Source organism: Novosphingobium rhizosphaerae (assembly GCF_050920675.1).
GTDB lineage: Bacteria > Pseudomonadota > Alphaproteobacteria > Sphingomonadales > Sphingomonadaceae > Novosphingobium > Novosphingobium rhizosphaerae.
The window spans coordinates 3,340,303-3,357,562 of sequence record NZ_CP137861.1 but is presented as its reverse complement, the minus strand read 5'-3'; the positions used below and the strand labels follow the sequence as shown (position 1 = coordinate 3,357,562).

Annotated in this window: 13 protein-coding genes; 4 read left to right on the top strand and 9 right to left on the bottom strand. The window is 67.3% G+C overall.

Going from position 1 to position 17,260, the window contains the following annotated elements; translation table 11 throughout:
- The first annotated feature begins 29 nt into the window (after positions 1-29).
- The 3 genes from R9J51_RS15265 to R9J51_RS15255 are packed head-to-tail and all read left to right on the top strand — an operon-like array spanning position 30 to position 4,502.
- Positions 30-581: an RNA polymerase sigma factor gene (locus R9J51_RS15265; RefSeq protein WP_179504951.1), complete on the top strand. Its 552-nt coding sequence runs from the start codon at positions 30-32 to the stop codon at positions 579-581.
- Complete coding sequence (locus R9J51_RS15260) at positions 578-1,516, top strand: FecR domain-containing protein (RefSeq protein ID WP_179504950.1); 939 nt, start codon at positions 578-580, stop codon at positions 1,514-1,516. The genes R9J51_RS15265 and R9J51_RS15260 overlap by 4 nt, the downstream gene beginning before the upstream one ends.
- A gap of 49 nt (positions 1,517-1,565) precedes the next feature.
- Positions 1,566-4,502 carry a TonB-dependent receptor gene (locus tag R9J51_RS15255; protein WP_179504949.1) on the top strand — a complete coding sequence of 979 codons (2,937 nt, stop codon included), beginning with the start codon at positions 1,566-1,568 and terminating at the stop codon, positions 4,500-4,502.
- A 24-nt stretch (positions 4,503-4,526) separates the two neighbouring features.
- On the opposite strand, the gene R9J51_RS15250 is transcribed toward R9J51_RS15255, so the two are convergent.
- From R9J51_RS15250 to R9J51_RS15240, 3 genes are read right to left on the bottom strand one after another with little or no spacing between them, the layout of a single operon-like run.
- Entirely contained in the window at positions 4,527-5,777 is a 1,251-nt protein-coding gene (locus R9J51_RS15250) for an arsenic transporter (RefSeq protein WP_179504948.1), read from the bottom strand.
- 8 nt (positions 5,778-5,785) lie between these two features.
- Entirely contained in the window at positions 5,786-7,063 is a 1,278-nt protein-coding gene (locus R9J51_RS15245) for an MFS transporter (protein ID WP_432787553.1), read from the bottom strand.
- Between the two features lie 18 nt (positions 7,064-7,081).
- A complete protein-coding gene (locus tag R9J51_RS15240; RefSeq protein WP_179504947.1) occupies positions 7,082-7,582 on the bottom strand; it encodes a hypothetical protein in 501 nt (166 codons plus the stop codon).
- Between the two features lie 9 nt (positions 7,583-7,591).
- Here R9J51_RS15240 and R9J51_RS15235 point away from each other — a divergent pair, with 9 nt between their 5' ends.
- Entirely contained in the window at positions 7,592-9,742 is a 2,151-nt protein-coding gene (locus tag R9J51_RS15235; RefSeq protein WP_179504946.1) for a TonB-dependent receptor domain-containing protein, read from the top strand.
- 55 nt (positions 9,743-9,797) lie between these two features.
- Here the strand turns inward: R9J51_RS15235 and R9J51_RS15230 are convergent, their stop codons facing one another.
- The 6 genes from R9J51_RS15230 to R9J51_RS15205 form a co-directional block, all read right to left on the bottom strand.
- Positions 9,798-11,387, bottom strand: a complete 1,590-nt coding sequence (locus R9J51_RS15230) for a carboxylesterase family protein (RefSeq protein WP_179504945.1) — start codon at positions 11,385-11,387, stop codon at positions 9,798-9,800.
- Positions 11,388-11,602: 215 nt separating this feature from the next.
- Positions 11,603-12,049 (bottom strand): aconitase X swivel domain-containing protein, encoded by a 447-nt coding sequence (locus tag R9J51_RS15225; RefSeq protein WP_168555206.1) that lies wholly within the window; start codon positions 12,047-12,049, stop codon positions 11,603-11,605.
- Positions 12,046-13,335, bottom strand: a complete 1,290-nt coding sequence (locus R9J51_RS15220; protein ID WP_218843632.1) for an aconitase X — start codon at positions 13,333-13,335, stop codon at positions 12,046-12,048. The genes R9J51_RS15225 and R9J51_RS15220 overlap by 4 nt, the downstream gene beginning before the upstream one ends.
- A gap of 74 nt (positions 13,336-13,409) precedes the next feature.
- Positions 13,410-14,123 carry a MarR family winged helix-turn-helix transcriptional regulator gene (locus R9J51_RS15215; RefSeq protein WP_168555205.1) on the bottom strand — a complete coding sequence of 238 codons (714 nt, stop codon included), beginning with the start codon at positions 14,121-14,123 and terminating at the stop codon, positions 13,410-13,412.
- 8 nt (positions 14,124-14,131) lie between these two features.
- On the bottom strand, positions 14,132-15,838 hold the full coding sequence (locus R9J51_RS15210; RefSeq protein WP_179504944.1) for a dihydroxy-acid dehydratase: 1,707 nt from the start codon (positions 15,836-15,838) through the stop codon (positions 14,132-14,134).
- Between the two features lie 10 nt (positions 15,839-15,848).
- Positions 15,849-17,231: an MFS transporter gene (locus tag R9J51_RS15205; RefSeq protein WP_179504943.1), complete on the bottom strand. Its 1,383-nt coding sequence runs from the start codon at positions 17,229-17,231 to the stop codon at positions 15,849-15,851.
- Positions 17,232-17,260: the final 29 nt, after the last annotated feature.

Here is a 17,260-nt window from a genome sequence, read left to right as displayed (position 1 = left end):
GGGCTGTCATGGCAAGAACGGGGTCACACATGCGGAGCATCGACGGGGATTGTCATGCGCCGCAGAGCCTGGCGCCCGGGCCGCTGGAGGCGGCGACCAGCGCGAACGAAATGGCGGCGCTGCGTACCTATCTCAGGCGGCGCATGCGCGAGGGGCAGGACCTGGATGACATGGTCCAGGACGTCTATCTGCGCGTGCTGGCAGCGCCCGAAGCCGGCCCGGTGGGCAATGTTCGGGGATTTCTGCGCCGGGTTGCGTCTAACCTGTTGATCGACCGCTACCGCAGGAAGGCTGCCCGCTTGTCCGACGACCATATCACGCTGGACGAGCATATCGTCGATGATGGTGCCCTGGCGCCCGACCGCATCGCATCGGGCCGGGAGGAACTGGCGCTGCTGGGCGATGCGCTGGAATCGATCGGGCCGGTGGCGCGCGATGCGTTCCTCTTGGTGCGCGTGGAAGGCTTCAGCCACAAGGAAGCCGCGCAACGGCTGAAGATCACGCCCAAGGCGGTTTCGCATCATGTGGAACGCACGCTGGCCCGCATGGCCGAACGCCTGAAGGAGGGCAGCGCCCGATGAGTGCGCCCAACTCTGGGGAAAGCGCCCTGCTGGCACAGGCCGCGCAGTGGCTGGAGCGTGCGCGCAGCGGCAGCGAGGAAGACCGCATTGCGTTTCGCGCCTGGTTGCGGGAAAGGCCGGAACACCTGGCGGCGATGGACCTTGTCGAGCGCGCCTGGCGCGCCGCGCCGCACGCAGTGGCGGCCAAGGGCCTGCACGCACGCGGTGCGGCAGTGGCACCGGCCCGGTTGCGCTGGCAGATCGCGGTCCCGGTGCTGGGCACGGCCTTGGCCGCGCTGGCGGCGGTGGCAGCGTGGACGCTCAACCTGCACGAGCAGCACCTGGCCGCGCCGGCTGATCGCACGGCCAGCTTTGCCTTGGCCGATGGCAGCCGGGTGTGGCTGACACCGGGCAGCGCGGTGACGCTGCGCGCCACGTTGCTCGACCGGTCGGTGCGCCTGGATGGCGAGGGCACGTTCGACGTGAAGCACGAGCGACGGCCATTTGCGGTGACGGCTGGCGAGGCGCGCGTAGTGGATCGCGGCACGCTGTTCTCGGTGGCACGCCGCGATGGCCAGACCGCCGTGATCCTGGCGCGCGGCGCGATCGATATCGAAGACAGTCGCAATGGCACGTTGATCGCCACGCCCCGGCCGGGGCAGCAGGTCTCGCTGGCCGGCGATACCGCAACGATTGCGCCGGTCGATGCTGATGCGGCGCTGGCCTGGCGCGAAGGGCGCCTGGTGGTGGAGGATCAACCGCTGGCAGCCGTGGCAGCGCGGCTGGCGCAACTCAGCGGCATGCCGATCGTGCTGCACGATCCCACGATCGGTGCGTTGCATGTCTATGGCACCTATCGCATCGGCGACGTGCCCCAGTTCCTCGATGCCCTTGGGGCGCTTTATCCCGTGGCCTGGCGCCGGACCGAGCAGGGGTATGAGGTTTTCCGCCGCTAGCTCCGCTTGGCTGGGTGCGCTTTGCCTGGCGCTCGCCCCGGCCCATGCCATGGCGGCGCCAGTTGTGGCGGCGCGCGTTGTCCTGCCGGCGATGCCGCTGGGCGATGCCCTGCTGGCCCTGGCGCGCCAGACCGGGCGCAATATCCTGTTTGCGACGAGCGACGTGGCCGGGGCGCAGGCGCCGGCCATCCGCGCCCGCGATTTCGACCATGCCCTGCAAATCCTGGCGCGCAGCAATGGCCTGGTCGCCACGCGCCTGGCGGGCGGCGCCGTGCGCCTGCGCCGGCCACAATTCCCTGCGCCACGCGTCCGCCCGGCCGTACCCCGCCGCATGGTGGCCCCACCCGTTCCGCCCACGATCGAGGATCGCACGGCGATCGTGGTGGAAGCCAGCCTGGCTGCGCGGGCCTGGACCGCGGGCGACGCGGTGCGGCCGCAGGATGCGCTGGCGAGCACGCAGATCCGCCGGCTGCCCGACCGCACGATTGCCGAGGCATTGGGCCGCCTGCCCGGTATCGTCACGCTGGCCACCTCGCTGGAAGGGGCGATGGGGCGGGTTGACCATGCCGGGCGCGCCACCGGCGATTTCGTGGCGATGCGCGGCCTGCCGGGCACTTATGTGGAAACGCGGATCGACGGCTTCGAAATCCCGCAGAGCCTGCCCTATAGCCGGGGGACGCAGTTGGGGTTGATGGCGCTGGCGCCCGACATGGCCCTGCAGGTGCACCGCGTGCTCGATGCCCGCTTGGCGGGCGAGGCGATTGCCGGAACGCTCGATATCGATCACCTGGCCCCCTTTGCCGCCAAGGCGCGAGGCCTGCGGCTGGGCCTGACCGCCGGGGCAGACGATCAGGCCTGGCGCTTTGGCCAGAACGCCGGCACCTGGGGCGCCAATGCCGGGTTCGGCTGGCAGACGCCCGACGGGCGGCTGGCGCTGACGGCCAGCGCGGCGTTGAGCCGGCGGCATTTCGCCAGCGTCGAGCAGACCTATCAGTCGGGCAACCTTGCCTATGCGCTGACCGACGCGCAGGGCCAGAGCGCGCCGGGGCTGGATCCTGCGGCCAATCTCCTGCTCGCCTCGGTCAACGCGCAAGTAACGCGCGGCACCGCGCACGAGGAAACCGCCTTCGTGGCGCTGGGCTGGCGCGCCGACGACCGGTTGACGGTGACCGCCAGCGCGATGTGGGCCAGCCGCGCCATTGCGCAGGACGTGTACCAGGTGAGCGTGCAGGGCGGCCGCGCCGCCGGGTTCTTTGCCCAGACGGCCACGTCGGCTGGCCTGTTGCAAACGCAAAGCGTGCGCGCCGATGCGCATTACTGGTTCGAGACCAACCCCGAGCGCGACCGGCTGGGCATGGCTCAACTGGCCTTGGCATGGAACGCCGGGCGCGTGCAGGCGCAGGCACGGGTGTTTGGCGCGCTGGGACGCACCGACCGACCCGACCATATCGAGATTTCGTTCTGGGATTCCGATGCCACGCGGCTTTCGGGCGGGGTGCGCACCGCCTATGTGCGCGGCTTTCCCGTGCTCCGGCTTGATCCCGGCGATGCCGCGTTGGTTGCCAATCCGCTGGCCTTTCCCGTGCACAACCAGGGCGAGCGCGAGAGCGAGACGAGCCAGGACCATCGCCTGGGCGGCGATTGGCGGGTGCGCCTGGCAGACGATGCGGCCTGGCATGGGGAGATCGGCGGCCTGGCGGTGCTATCATGGCGCAGCCGCGCAACGGCGCATTTCCTCTATGCCGATACGCTGCCAGCGGGCACCACGCTGGGCAACAGCGGGTTGGTGGACGGACAGATCGGCCCCGTTCTGCGCGGGATCTATGACTATACCATCCCGACCATTTCCGATGCCGCCCTGCTGCGCGCGATCGGCCGCGCCAAGGTCCAACCGCGCACGATCGATGACAGCAATGCCAATGCCTATGCCGTGCAGGAAGACCGGCTTGCGGCCTATGTCGTGGTGGGCCGGCCATTGGCCGATGGGCTGGACGCGGCGCTGGGCCTGCGCGGGGAATGGTCGCACATCGGCGGCCGCTATTGGCTGGCGGGCAACGATGGTGTGCCGGCCGATGGGGTGGCCTATGGCTGGAACCGGCTTGCGGCGCGCTATGCCGCGCTGCTGCCCAGCGTGACGCTCCACTGGCGCAGCGCCGGGCCATGGACTGCGGATGCCGCGCTATGGACCAGCATGACCAGGCCATCGCCCTTCCAGTTGACCGGCGGTGGCAGCGCCACGCGCGACAACCAGGGCGTTACCGAAATCCAGGTGTCCAACCCCGATCTCAAGGCGGTGCGCGGGACCAACCTCGATCTGGGCTTGGCCTGGCAGGGGCCGGGGGGGCTTCATCTCGCACTGGGCGCCTTTGCCAAGCGCCTAGCCCGCTATCTCAACGATACCGGGAATGACCTGAACAATCCGGCCAGCGTGATGCAATATCGCGCCGTTCGCCTGATCCGCCCCGAAAACGGTGGCACCGCCACGATCCTGGGCGCAGAGGCGAGCGTGGCCCTGCCGCTTGGCCTCGTGGCCGGGGCGCTGCGCCATTTTGCCTTGGCCGGCGATCTCACGCTGCTGCACAGTGCCGTCCATCTGGAAAACCCTGCGTTGGACAGGGTGGAGCGCACGCAATATGCCCCGGCCAGCAACCTCTTGTTGCGGCTGCATTATGATGATGGTCGTTTCTCGGCCGATGCGGCCTGCCGCCTGACCGGCGCCTATATCCAGGAATACGGCATCGAGGTGCCGAGCTTTGCCGGCACCTCGCCGCTTTCGGGCAGCGCGCTCGATACCTGGGTGCGGCCTTCGCGGCAGATCGATTTCGCCATGGCGCGCAGTTGGGGCACCCAGACGCTGCGCCTCGCCTTGCGCAATGGGCTGGGCGATACAGCCTATCGCGCCACGATCGGCCGCTACAGCGACGCCGTGCCGCAGACGATCCTGGGCGGGCGGCAACTGCTGTTGACGTGGTCCGCCGGATTTTGACGCGGCAATCAGCCCAAATGCTGCCTAGCCAGCGATGATCCGGCATAGCAGTGCCAAAAGCAGCGCTGGCGGCATGGCAACCAGGCCCACCTTGAGGAACGTGGCAAAACCCACGTTTTCGCCTTCGCGCCGGATCACCTGGAGCCAAAGGATCGTGGCGAGCGAGCCGGTGATCGACAGGTTGGGGCCCAGATCGACCCCGATCAGCAGCGCATCGACGATCACGCGGGGCGGGTGCGCCAGGGCCACCGCGCTGGCGGCGACCAGCCCGGCAGGCAAGTTGTTCATGATGTTGGACACCAGTGCCAGCACCGTGCCCGATGCCAGGGCCGCACTGGCAGGATGGGCCGAAGCCTGCGTCAGCATGTTGGCCACGGCGCCGATCGCACCGGTGCGAGCCACTGCTTCGACTATCACGAACAAGCCCGCGACCAGCGGCAGCACGCCCCATGCCACGTGCCGCGCCAGCCCCAGCGGGGATTGTCGGGCCTGCAGCGAGACGCCTATGGCGCAGGCAAGACCGGCCAGCGCGGTGGGCAGGCCCAGCGGGCGATCGAGCGCGGAGGCCGCGATCAGCACGCCGGCCGTCAGCACGATGGCCAGTAGGGCCGCCTGGCCGGCGCGCGACAGGGCGGGGCGCTCCACCACGGTTGCGCATTGCCCGGCCAGGTCGCGCCGGAAATACCAGCGCAGCGCAACGTAGGTCGCGCCGATCGCGGCGATCGAGGGTAGGGCAAAGGCCGCCAGCCAGGGGCCGAGCGGTGGCATATGCCCGCCATAGAGCACCAGGTTGGCGGGATTGGAAATCGGCAGCACGAAACTGGCCGCATTGGCAATCAGCGCGCAGGCAAAGAGCAGCGGCAGCGGTTCGGCTCGGGCCTTGCGTGCCACGGCAAAAACCGCCGGGGTCAGCACCACGGCGGTGGCGTCGTTCGACAGGAACACCGTGACCACCGCGCCGGTGGCATAGACCAACGTGAACAGCCGTGCGCGCGAACCGCTGGCGTGATTGACCGCAGCGGCGGCGATCCAGTCGAACACGCCGTGCTGGCGCGCCGCCTCGCTCAACAGCATCATGCCGGTCAGGAACAGATAGACGTCCAGCCCCTTGGCCACGGCCGAGCCAGCCGCCGCCAGTGGCATCAACCCGGTGACCAGCAGCAAGGCTGCGCCGCTGACCGCCCAGATCCATTCCGGCCAGCGCATCGGGCGGGCAATCACCCCGGCGGTGGAAAGGCTGGCAATCGCCCAGATGGCGCCGGTGGCAGAAGACATCGTCGCGCTCATGGCCGTCTATCGCCCACGGCGCAAGCCGGCCGCAGCGTAGCGGCAAAGCCGATCCACAGCGCCAGGCTGACCAGCGCAAAGCCGCCCAGGATCAGGAACGTGGCGTGATAGCCCAGCATCTGCGCCAACCAGCCGCCGATCGCGGGCGAAAGACTGGCGCCCACGCCCTGCACGGTCATCACCGCGCCCTGGCCCACGTTGACCCGGCCCGTGCCATCGAGCAGGCAGGCGATCAGGCCGGGCACCACCACGCTCTGCAGGCCCGCGCCGATGCCATCGAGCGCCTGGACCGGCCATTCGCCCCAATGTTCGATGAAGGTGCCGGCCAGAACGCCGCGCAGCGGCAGCGCCGCGAACGAAACCAGCAGGACCAGCCAATAGCCACGTCCTTGCGCCAGCTTCATCGCCACGAGGCTGGCCACGATCATCACCGCCTGGGCCACCATCACCGTGGTGGCGGTGAACATCGCCGGGTCACCCTTGCCCATGCCGACCACCGCCATGCCATAAAGCGGTAGCATCGCCCCGTTGCCCAGGTGGAAGCACGCGAGCGCCGCAGCCAGGATCATCAGCGGCTTGTGCCGCAGCAGTTCACGAAAGCCTTCGGCCTGTCCATTGTCTTGGGCTTGGTCGTGATGCTCCAACCCGCGCGCGGCACGGTGATCGATCGCGCGTTCGGGAATGGAAAGAACCGAAGCGATCGCCAGGACCCCGAACGCAGCGGCCAGAAAGAAGATCGCCGGCATGCCAAAGCGCCAGCCCAGCCAGCCCGAAAGCCCGGCACCAACCATGTTGCCGGCGTGGTTCCACGCCTGGTTACGCCCGTTCTGCGCGTTGAACCCGCGTTGGCGAACTACCCCTAGGGTGATGCCGGCAACGGCCGGGCCAATCGCGGCGCCGGCGATCGCGGTGGCCACCTGGCTGCCTGCCACGACTGCGAAGGATTGCGACCACAGCAGCAGGAACGAGGCGAGCACGGTGCAGATGCCGGTGATCACCACCACCCAGCGCTTGTGCGGGGTGTGGTCGATGAACGCGCCGGCCGGAACGGTCATGGCCATGCCGGCAATGCCGCCGGCGGTCATCACCGTGCCGATCGGGCCGGTCTGCCAACCACGCTGTTGCAGGAACACGCCCAGGAACGGCCCGATGCCGGCCTGCATGTCTGCCATGAAGAAATTGAGCGCCTGGAGCGCGCGCGCAGCGCGCCGCTGGTCCGTGGTGGCAGACGGCCGCTGGCCACGATCGATCGCATCTGCTGCTGTTGCGCCCACGCCTGCCGCCTTTTTCCATTACGCGGCGAGTTCAACCCCGGCGCTGGGCAATGTTTCCCTGGCAATGTGGGCAGATAGCCCTGCCTGCACGCGCCTGACAGGTGCGCGCGCTCGCAAAGGTGGATCGGTCGCAGCGACCACAGGCGCCCTTCGTGCGGCCCATGGCGGTGACAATGGCAACACCGCGGTGCCTAAAATGCAATAGCCATCGGGCTTGTCTGCCGCGACGCTGCGGCAGTCTGATCGCCAGGGCAAAAATCCCGGCAAATAGGCCGATATAAAAATCCAGCGTTCGCAAAATATCGAAACCATCAAGTCATTAAAATGAGGGGTTGTGTAATGTTGATGTGCGATAGAGCTATTGGATTTTTGCCACGTCAGAATGCGCGTATAAGAAGCCTGTCGAGTGCGGCTGCAATCCTGATAGCGATCGGTACTGGCCACCAGGCATTGGCGCAGGCTTCCCCGGCGGATCAGACTGCCTCGGATGATGAGATCGTCGTCTCTGCCCAGCGCCATAACGAGGTCTTGAGCAAGGTTCCGCTGTCCATCGTGACCTATTCCCAGGAATTGATGGACCAGCAGAACATCCGCTCGATCGATGATATCGCCCGTCTCACGCCGGCGCTGAACTTCTCGACCACGGCGGGCGTCACCGGCAACAACGGCTCCAACATCGCCATTCGCGGGCTCAAGTCCGATGTCGGCTCGGCCACCACGGCCCTCTATATCGACGATACCCCTATCCAGATGCGCAACGTGGGCTATTACGGCGGCAATCCCTATCCACGCGTGTTCGACCTGGAACGCGTTGAAGTGCTGCGCGGGCCGCAAGGCACGCAGTTTGGTGCCAGTGCCGAAGGTGGTGCGGTGCGGTTCATCACCACCAGCCCGAACTTCGACAAGCTTTCGGTCTATTCGCGCTCGCAGCTCTCGTTCACCCAGAACGGTTCGCCCAGTTTCGAGACGGGGCTTGCGGTCGGCGCGCCGATCACCCCGACCCTCGCATTCCGGGCCAGTGGCTGGTACCAGCATGTCGGCGGCTATGTCGATCGCGTTTCGCCCACCACCGGGATCATCCAGCAGCAGGACGTGAATTACCAGGACAACTATTCGGTGCGCCTGGCGCTGGGTTGGAAAGCCACCCCGGACCTGACCGTTACGCCCAAGCTGTTCTTCCAGCGTACCCGCCAGAACAGCCGGGACGATTACTGGGAAGGCTACGGCAATGCGGCCAAGTCCAACTACGTCACCGGGACACCGCAAGCCGACCCCACCACCGACAAGTTCTGGTTGCCGTCGCTGACGCTCGACTGGCAGCATGGCACGCTCGAAGTGGTCTCGACCACGTCGTACTTCGCGCGCGATCAGCAGCAGACCTTGAGCTACGGAACCTATTTCGGGTTCATCAACACCGGCGATCCATTCGGCACATACGCGGACGAAGATCCGTCCAACAGCCAGGATTTCCTGACGATGAAGCAGCGCAACTTCACCCAGGAAGTGCGCGTCCAGTCCTATGGCAACAAGACGCTCGATTGGAGCGTGGGCGGATTTTTCTCCAAGACCAAGCAATCGTTCAGCAATTTCACCCAGTCCGGCCTCGTCGAGGGGACGCTGGTCTTTGGTAGCCCGCAATATCAAGGGGTTTACAGCTATGTGAACCTCGTCGAGGCGCGCGACACCCAGGTGGCCGGCTTTGCCAGCGTCGATTTCAAGCCGGTCGATCGCCTCAAGATCACCGCCGCGCTGCGCTATACCCACGACGTGTTCAACTTCGTCGATACGGTCAAGGGGCCCTATACCGGCGGTACCGACATCGTTTCGCCCGCGCACAACACCGAAGGGGATTGGACGCCCAAGTTCGGCATCGACTTCCAGGTCACGCCCACCACGATGCTCTATGCCTCTGCCACCAAGGGTTTCCGCCCGGCCGGCGCACAGCCTTCGACCTATAGCTCAGCCTGCGATGGCGATCTGGCAACGCTGGGCATGACCAACGTCCCCTCCGCCTACAAGTCGGACTCGCTGTGGTCATACGAGGCCGGAGCGAAGGGCAAGGCCTTGGCTGGGCTGCTCAACTTCGATGTCGGCGGCTATCTGCTCAAGTGGCGCAACATGCAGCAGTCGATCCGCCTGCCCACCTGCAGCTTCTCGTTCATCGATAACCTGGGCAACGCCACCGGCCGCGGCGTGGAAGCGGCGATCGAAGTCAAGCCGGCGAAGGGCGTCGTGCTGGGCGGCAACATCGGCTATACCAACCTGACTTATGACGACAACGTCTATGGCGGCAACGGGCTGCTGCTCAAGGCCGCTGGACAGCGCATCAGTGGCCCGATCTGGAGCGGCCACCTCTACGCCACGGTGGAACGCCCGGTGAGCGCTGCGATCGACGGCTACCTGCGCCTCGATTACAGCTTTGCCAGCAGCAGCGCGCTCGATACGGTGAAGGGCGCCTATGGGTATGACCCGGGCCTCTATGCCCTGGGCGGCACCAATTTCCTGCAACTGCGGTTCGGTGGTCGCATGGGCGGGATCGATGCCTCGCTGTTCGTCGACAACCTCACCAACTCGCGCGACCTCCTGGCCCGCAATCACGACGGCGTGGGCAGCTATCTGTACTTCAACCAGACCTATCGCCCGCGCACGATCGGCGCGACCTTGCAGTATCGCTATTGATTGAACGCGGGGCAGCGGGGCGGGCGCGCTTGCCCGTCCCGCTGCCCTTTCGCGTTCAGGCTTGCAGGATCGGATTGGCCCAGGCTTCGCCGATGAGTGCCATGCGGCGCGCGAAGGGGATTTCTCCCGCGCGTGGCTGCAGCCCTTCAAGATGAAACACGCTGGAGGTTCCGGGCACGAACCGGGGCCAGACAGGGCGCCCCCCGCCGTTGGGATCGCCCTGCCGGGCAAAGTCCAGCCAATAGCCCGATAGCATGGCGCTGATCGCGCGCTGTTCGGCGCTGACCGGCTCGCCCCGCGCGCCCAGGGTGCGCAGCACCAGCCCGATCTCGGCCCCGTGGAAGGCGCAACGACGCGTGCCGTTGCCCAGGCGTGGCATGCCGTCATAGGTGAAATGGTAGAGATAGGCCGGATCGCTGCCGAACCGGGCCATGGCAGAGGCGAGCGCTGCGGTGTTCCAGTTGAAGATCAGGTCGCCGAACACTTCCGCGCCACGCGCGGCGGCTTCCTGCGCGGTTTGCGCGGGATAGACCGCGCGCGCCTTGGCCGCCAGCGGGCCGAACGTTTCTGTCAGCGCTGCGTCCAGGCCGGCCACCGTGCCTCCGCCCATCGGCGCAAAGATCGCGCCTTCGTCGGCATTGTAGCCAGCGAGCAGGGGCACGCGGGCGTGGTTGCCGTCGCGGATCATGGCAAAGGGGTGGGCGGGGATCACGTGCCCGTCGAGCGCCGGTTGGAAATTCCACGATCCGTCATAGGCCCTGACCAGCGCCATGGCGTCCATCTTGCGCAAGTCTGCCAGGCGGGGCGCGCCGACCTTTGCGCCAAAGGCCAGGCCGGCCTGCTCCATCGGGGCCAGATCGGCAATCATCGACAGGCCGTTGACCTGGCCCATCGGCGCGCCGCTTTGCGCGATGGCGCGATGGAACAGGCCGCGCGATTGGGGCAGGACCAGGTGATAGGCGACGCTGAAGGCGCCGGCCGACTGGCCCAGGATCGTGACATTGCCCGGATCCCCGCCAAACGCCGCGATGTTCTCCTTGACCCAGCGCAGCGCGGCGATCTGGTCGAGCAGGGCATAGTTGCCCGAAACGCCATCGGGCGACTCACTTGCCAATTCCGGATGGGCGAAAAAGCCCAGGATGCCGACGCGGTAGTTGATGCTGACGAAAATCACGTCCTGGCCGGCCATCGCCGCGCCGTCATAGCGTGGATCGTCCGTCGTCCCCGAGACATAGGCGCCGCCGTAGATCCACACCATCACCGGTCGCGGCTTGTCCGCGCGGGGCGGAGCCCAGACATTGAGCGTGAGGCAGTCTTCCGACATGCCCGGCACGCGCTGGTCAGGGCCATCGAAGGATTGCGGCATGGCACAGGGGCTGGCGCCGAAGCGATCGCCCGGCCGCACCCCCCGCCACGGCTGAACCGGCCCAGGCGGGCGCCAACGCATAGGTCCGACAGGTGGCGCTGCGTAAGGGATGCCGAGCCAGGCCGTCACACCAGGCACCGCGGTTGCACGGCCGGCGACTTTGCCGCCCGTCACCGTGACGACGGACGGGCGCCGCGTTGGCGTGTGGGCCGATGCGGCCGTGGCGGCAAGCGCGGCGCCACCGGCAGAAAGGAAGCTGCGACGATCAAGCGTGGACATGGAACCGTGCCTTTCTTTCTGGCGCCCCGGTCCTGCGAACCATCCTGAGAAACAGGCACGCCAGCCGGCAAAGCCTGAGCAGGCGGCCGCCTTGGGTCTGTAGCCCATCCCGCACGCGCGCGTGCCCGAATTCGCAACGCCGATCCGCCGCGCACCGATCGCGGGCAGCGGGCGCTTTGTCCACGGCCTCGCCGGTGGAATAGCGCCTGCGCGCCTTAGGGCAGCGCGCGCCAGCCTTCCACGCGGCCTTCGCCCGCGTCCACACGCAGCAGGTCACCGCTGGCGATCAGATCGAGCGGGTCACGGTCGAAATCGGTAAGGGCCGGTACCCGCAGCACCACCGCGCCCAGCGCCGCTTTCGTCGTCGTCACGTTGAACAGCAGGGCCAGCGGGGCGGTGCCGGCAAGCCGCGTCATATGGAAGATCGACGACCAGCCCGACGATCCCTTCGCGCCGGGGAACACCAGGATCTTGCCGGCAAAGCTTACCCCGTTGAGTTCATGCCGACTTTCGATCACGGTTCCGGCCATGGGGTTTACACCGCCCCAGCCAGAGATCGTGTCGCGCGTGACCAGCGCTTCGCCAACGATGACGCCGGGAACGACGCAACGCCCGTGGATCACATAATCGGGCGTGCGGGTGGGGAGCGGGGCGGCACTCATGCGAGGTCTCCACGCCAGACGCCGGTACAGGCGGCATCGATGCATTCGGCGGTGGTGCCAAACCAGCCCTCGATCCCCATCATCGCCGGAAGGTAATGCGTCTGCTTGGCACTGTCGAAAGCGGCCACGCGGGTGCCGGGCGGGATCGCCTGGCTGATTGCCGAGCATGTGTCGGTCATCAGCAGGGCGCCGGCCGCGCGCAGGGTGGCGGTGTGGCCACCCGCATCGGCCACGGCTTTCACCGCGCGGCTGGTGAAGATCCACAGGGCGCAGTTGGCGTGAACCCGGCGGCCCTCGATCAGATGCGCAGCCTCGGCGATCTGCTCGATCGAGTAGTGCGGGCAGCCGAGCATGACGAAATCGACTGCCGTGCTCTGCCCGACGCTGTTGAGCGATTCCCAGGTGCGCCGCCGCGCCTTTGCATCATAGATGAAGCGCTCGCCGCGCGGGGCCCCGCCGAACGCGGTCTCCAGATCGCGCGCCTCGGGCGTGATGCCGACCATGTGGTACATCTCCACCCCGCCCGAAGAGGCCGCCGCCGCGCCGAAGTGCTTGTGGCGGATCAGCGAAGGGTTGGCGATGGCACCTGAGAGCACAGGGATCGTGTCCTCCACTGCCGCCCCGGTGAAATAGCCGAGCAGGCCCCAGTCGAACACATCGTCTACCGGCACTTGCACGTCGATGGCGTGCTGGCCCAGGCGGTACGCATCGCGGTGAAAGCCCCAGTTGGGAATACGCTTTGCCAGCATCGCGGCGCTGGTCGATTCACGCCCCTCGCAGTTGGTGCGCCCGCCGACCACCGAGTTGCAGAAGACCACCGCGCTCGATTCCATCCACGCGCAATGCTCGCCCATCACCGGCACGTTGCCGGCAAGATAGGGCGTGCAGGTCTTGAGCAACTGGATGCCATGGGCCGCCACTTCTGCCTCGTCGGAGCGGAAGTTGGCATTGGCGGCCTCGGTCATGCCCTGTTCGCGCCACAGTTCGGGGTCCATGCCGCCCTGGAGGTGGCACGAAAACGCATTCATCCGCGGCACGTCGACGACGTCATCGGAATCGAGATCGAAACGCGAGAACACCGCGCGATAGTCGCCGCCGTCAGCTGCGTAATATTCCTTCATCCACGGCGAGGCGGAGCCCGGCACCCCGGCAACATTGTTGGTTTCAACGAAATCCTCGGCGCCTAACGCCTCGGCATAGCGAACCAGCAGCGCCATTGCGCGGGCCACCGCCGGCCCCTGCGCGCCATCGAGCATCGCCTTTTCTTGCGTGGTGAGCGTCACCATGTCGATCCTCTCCATCTTGTAGCAAGCTATCTATTTCAGCAAAATCCCCCGGTATCGGGGGCGCTCAATGGTGCTTAGCGCATCGAATCGAGACGCTTGAGAATGCGCGTGAGCACTTCGACGGTCACGGCCAGCTTTTCCGGTTCGATCCCGGCCAGCACGTCGCCGCGCAGTTCATTGGTGATCGCCATGATGTCCTCGATGGCCTTTTGCCCGGCCGGGGTGATGCGATTGAGCGTGACGCGCCGATCCTCGGTGCTCTGCTCGCGCTCGATCAGTCCGTCGCGGGCCAGCGCGTCGAGCATGCGCACCATCGTTGGCCCTTCAACGCTGATCAACCGGGCGAGGTCGCCCTGGGTCAACGCCGCATCGGAATAGGCGACGTGGAACAGCGTTTCCCAGCGCGCCATCGTCTGGTTGAGCGCCTTGATGCGGTCGTTGGCAACCTTGCGCCACAACCGTCCCGCCACGACGATGGCACGGGTGACGCGGAACAGGCCGTCGTCGGTGCTATCGCCGCTGGCGCGGCGGTAGCGCATCAGGTGGCGTTCGGATTCATCAGTGGCAAAGCCACCGGGCAAGGCAATCTCCTCGCGCCGGCGGCCAGGGCGCGCCTGTGCCGGCGCCTTGGGCGGGGCGGCCTTGGGGCCACGCTTGTGGTCGGTGCGGTCGCGCGTTCGCGCCTTGCCGTCGGTATCGTCCATCGGCGCCACCATGCCCGAGGCCGGCGGGATTGTATAGTCTGCTACCGAAGCGGGCGCGGCCGGGCGTGACCGGGGCGGGGCCATGAGCGAAGTCAGCCTCGCCCACCGACCGGCAGGTCGAGCAGCACCGCGCCGGTTGCCATCGGTTGCACATCGCGGCGATAGATCCCGAGCCAGCCATCCGCCGGCACGGGAAAGGCGTTGCCCGGTGCTGGCCGCCGCGCCAGTTCGTCGGCCGGGACGGCAAGATCAAGGCGCCGCGTGGCGACATCGATCTCGATGCGGTCGCCGTCGCGCACCCGGGCGATCGGGCCGCCGACCGCAGCCTCGGGCGCGACTTCGGCAATGGTCAGGCCCTTGAGGCACAAGCCCGAAAGCTGGCCGTCGGTGATGAAGGCGACATCGCGCGCGAGGCCCGCCGCGTCGATGGCGAACAGCACGATCGACGCGCCGCCACCCATCGCCGGCCCACCTTTCAGCCCTTGGCCGCGCAGCACCAGGACGTCGCCCTTCTGCAATTGTCCCGCCGCGATCGCCTTCATGGCGCTGGCAGTATCCTCGAACACACGGGCCGTGCCTTCGAAAGCCTCGGGCCGGGTGCCGTCGCGGATGCCCAGCTTGACCACTGCGCTTTCGGGCGCGAGCGAGCCTTTGAGGATCGCGATCGACGGCCCCTCGGATACGGGGCGGTCGAGCGGACGGATGATCTCGGCATCGACAATCGTCGCGTCGGCCAGATCCTCGCCCATGGTCCGGCCAGATGCCACCAGCACCTCGCGGTCGAGCAGCGGCTCCAACTGCTTGAGCATCGCGCGGGCGCCGCCGGCGTCCTCGAAACCCTCGATGCGAACCGGGCCGTTGGGGCGCACCGCCGAAAGCGTGGGGACCTTGCGGCCCATGTCATCCCAGATGGCGAAAAGATCGGCGTCCACTCCGCCTTCGGTGGCTGTTGCCTGCAGGTGCTTGATCGCATTGATCGAACCCGAAACGGCCAGGACCATGGCCGCAGCGTTGCGGAACGCGCCGGGCGTCATGATCCGGCGCGGGGTCAGGTCCTCGTGAACCATCTCGACGACGCGCGCGCCGGCCGCGCGGGCCGCGTCGAACATCTTGTCGCTGTTGGCGCGCACCGGCGCCGAACCGGCGATGCACATGCCCAGCGCCTCGACCACGCAATGCATGGTGTTGGCCGTGGCCATACCGGCGCAAACGCCGGGACCGCGAATGGCATTGCGGGTCACGTCTTCCATCGCATGTTTGCCGGGCTTGCCGAGGCTGGCGCCGACCCCGCCAGAGAACAAGTCCTCGATATCGACCGGATCGCCGTCGACCGTGCCAGAGGCCTGGTAGCCGCCGATCACCAGCAGCGTGGGGATGTTCAGCCGCATCGCCGCCATCAGATGGCCCGGCGGGGTCTTGTCGCAACTGGTGAGGCAGACCATGCCGTCGAGCATCGCCGCTTCGACCTGGGCCTCGATATCGTTGGTCACGAGGTCGCGCGCGGCCAGGATGTAGCTCCCCTGGCGCCCGGCACCGGTGATGAAGTCGGAAGGGGCGGTGGTGCGCACTTCGAACGGCACGCCGCCCGCGGCGCGAATCGCGTCTTTGACCACTTTGGCCACGCCATCGAGGTGGGCGAAGCACACCGCGAGTTCCGACGAGGAATTGACCACGGCAATCTTGGGCTTGAGCAAGTCGGCGTCGGTCAGGCCAAGCGCGCGCCAGTGGGCCTGACGAACCGGGGAGTTGGCGGCAAGGCTGCGCAGGGGGCGTTGAGTCTGCGGATCGGGAGCGGTCATAGCCGGCCTTTCAGGATATGGGGGAGAACGAGGGGGCAGGGGCGGAGGCTGCGCTGGCGCGCTGTTCGCGGCCGACGGCGAAGGCGATGCCGAACGCCGAGAGCGCCAGCACGACGGGGCAGATCGCAAGGATGGCAAAGCTGGTGACCACCGGCAGGCCGGAGGCGAGCACGAGGCCGCCCAGGATGGGCCCGGCAATGCCGCCGATCTTGGCGACCGAGGTGGCCCAGCCCGAACCGTTGGCGCGGATCGCGGTCGGGTAATAGATCCCGGCGATCGACAGGATGCCGAAATGCGCCCCGCCGACCAGGCTGGTGGAGATCACCGAGAGCACGAGGAAGGCCATGGGGCTCAACGGCACGAGCCCGATCAGCAGCAGCACCGGCGCGGCGAGCGCCGGGAAGAAGGCGACGGCCAAGGCGCCCTTGCGATCGGTAAAGCGCATCAGGAGCAGGCCCAGCACCGCACCCATCATGCCGGAGAACGACGAGAGATAGGCGGCCAGGTCGCGCGGGAAATGCAGGTCCTCGTAAACGATCGGACCCCAGTTGGCCTTGAAATAGACCGCCAGCGTGCTGGCGATATAGCCCAGCCACAGCAGCGGGGTGATCCAGCGCAGCGGCCCGGCAAAAAGCTGGCCGACGCGGAAGTTGCCCGCCGCCACCCGGGCCTCGTCGCCCAGCACGAACTGGTCGCTGGGCGTGGCGCCGAGCGCGGGATCGATGCGGTTGAGCGTGGCCGCAAGGCGCACCGGATCACGGTTGCGCGCCACCAGGAACCGCACGGATTCGGGCAGCCAGACGAACAGCGCGGCGGCGATCACCAAAGTCGCGGCGCCGCCCGCGACGAACACGCCTTCCCAGCCAAAGCGCGGCGCCAGCCACACCGTGACCGGCCCGGCCAGCGCGGTCCCGAGGCTGTAGCCCATCATGATCACCGTCACGACGGTCGAGCGCAGCCGGGTGGGCACGTATTCGATGTTGAGCGCCCAGGCGAGCGGCAGCATGCCGCCGATCGCGAAACCGTCGAGGAAGCGCAGCACCAGCAGCGCTTCATAGGACCGCGCTAGCGCAGTGGCGGCGGTGAGGATGCCAAAGGCGACCGCCGCCAGCGCGATCGTCTGGCGCCGGCCGCGCCGGTCGCCCAGCCAGGCCAGCACGAAGCCGCCGATCATCATGCCCAGCAGCCCGGCCGAGAAGACATTGCCCAGCATGGGCTTGGTCAGTCCCAGTTCGTCGCGCATGTAGGGCGCGGTGAAGCTGATCATCATCATGTCGAAGCCGTCGAACACGGTGATCAGCCACGACAGCGCGATCAGGCGGTAATTGAACGGACCAAGGCCGCGCGCGTCGATCACGCGGGCAACGTCGATGGTCCTGCTGGCCTTTCCCATTCAGGGATCCTTTCCCGGCTGGCCGGCTT

Bases quoted from the DNA above. Each gene is read 5' to 3' on its own strand.
- R9J51_RS15265 (WP_179504951.1), top strand. From the start codon at position 30: ATGCGGAGCATCGACGGGGATTGTCATGCGCCGCAGAGCCTGGCGCCC.
- R9J51_RS15260 (WP_179504950.1), top strand. From the start codon at position 578: ATGAGTGCGCCCAACTCTGGGGAAAGCGCCCTGCTGGCACAGGCCGCG.
- R9J51_RS15255 (WP_179504949.1), top strand. From the start codon at position 1,566: ATGGCGGCGCCAGTTGTGGCGGCGCGCGTTGTCCTGCCGGCGATGCCG.
- R9J51_RS15250 (WP_179504948.1), bottom strand. From the start codon at position 5,777: ATGTCTTCTGCCACCGGCGCCATCTGGGCGATTGCCAGCCTTTCCACC.
- R9J51_RS15240 (WP_179504947.1), bottom strand. From the start codon at position 7,582: ATGGCGCTGGGCAGAGACGACGATCTCATCATCCGAGGCAGTCTGATC.
- R9J51_RS15230 (WP_179504945.1), bottom strand. From the start codon at position 11,387: ATGTCCACGCTTGATCGTCGCAGCTTCCTTTCTGCCGGTGGCGCCGCG.
- R9J51_RS15225 (WP_168555206.1), bottom strand. From the start codon at position 12,049: ATGAGTGCCGCCCCGCTCCCCACCCGCACGCCCGATTATGTGATCCAC.
- R9J51_RS15220 (WP_218843632.1), bottom strand. From the start codon at position 13,335: ATGGTGACGCTCACCACGCAAGAAAAGGCGATGCTCGATGGCGCGCAG.
- R9J51_RS15215 (WP_168555205.1), bottom strand. From the start codon at position 14,123: ATGGCCCCGCCCCGGTCACGCCCGGCCGCGCCCGCTTCGGTAGCAGAC.
- R9J51_RS15210 (WP_179504944.1), bottom strand. From the start codon at position 15,838: ATGACCGCTCCCGATCCGCAGACTCAACGCCCCCTGCGCAGCCTTGCC.
- R9J51_RS15205 (WP_179504943.1), bottom strand. From the start codon at position 17,231: ATGGGAAAGGCCAGCAGGACCATCGACGTTGCCCGCGTGATCGACGCG.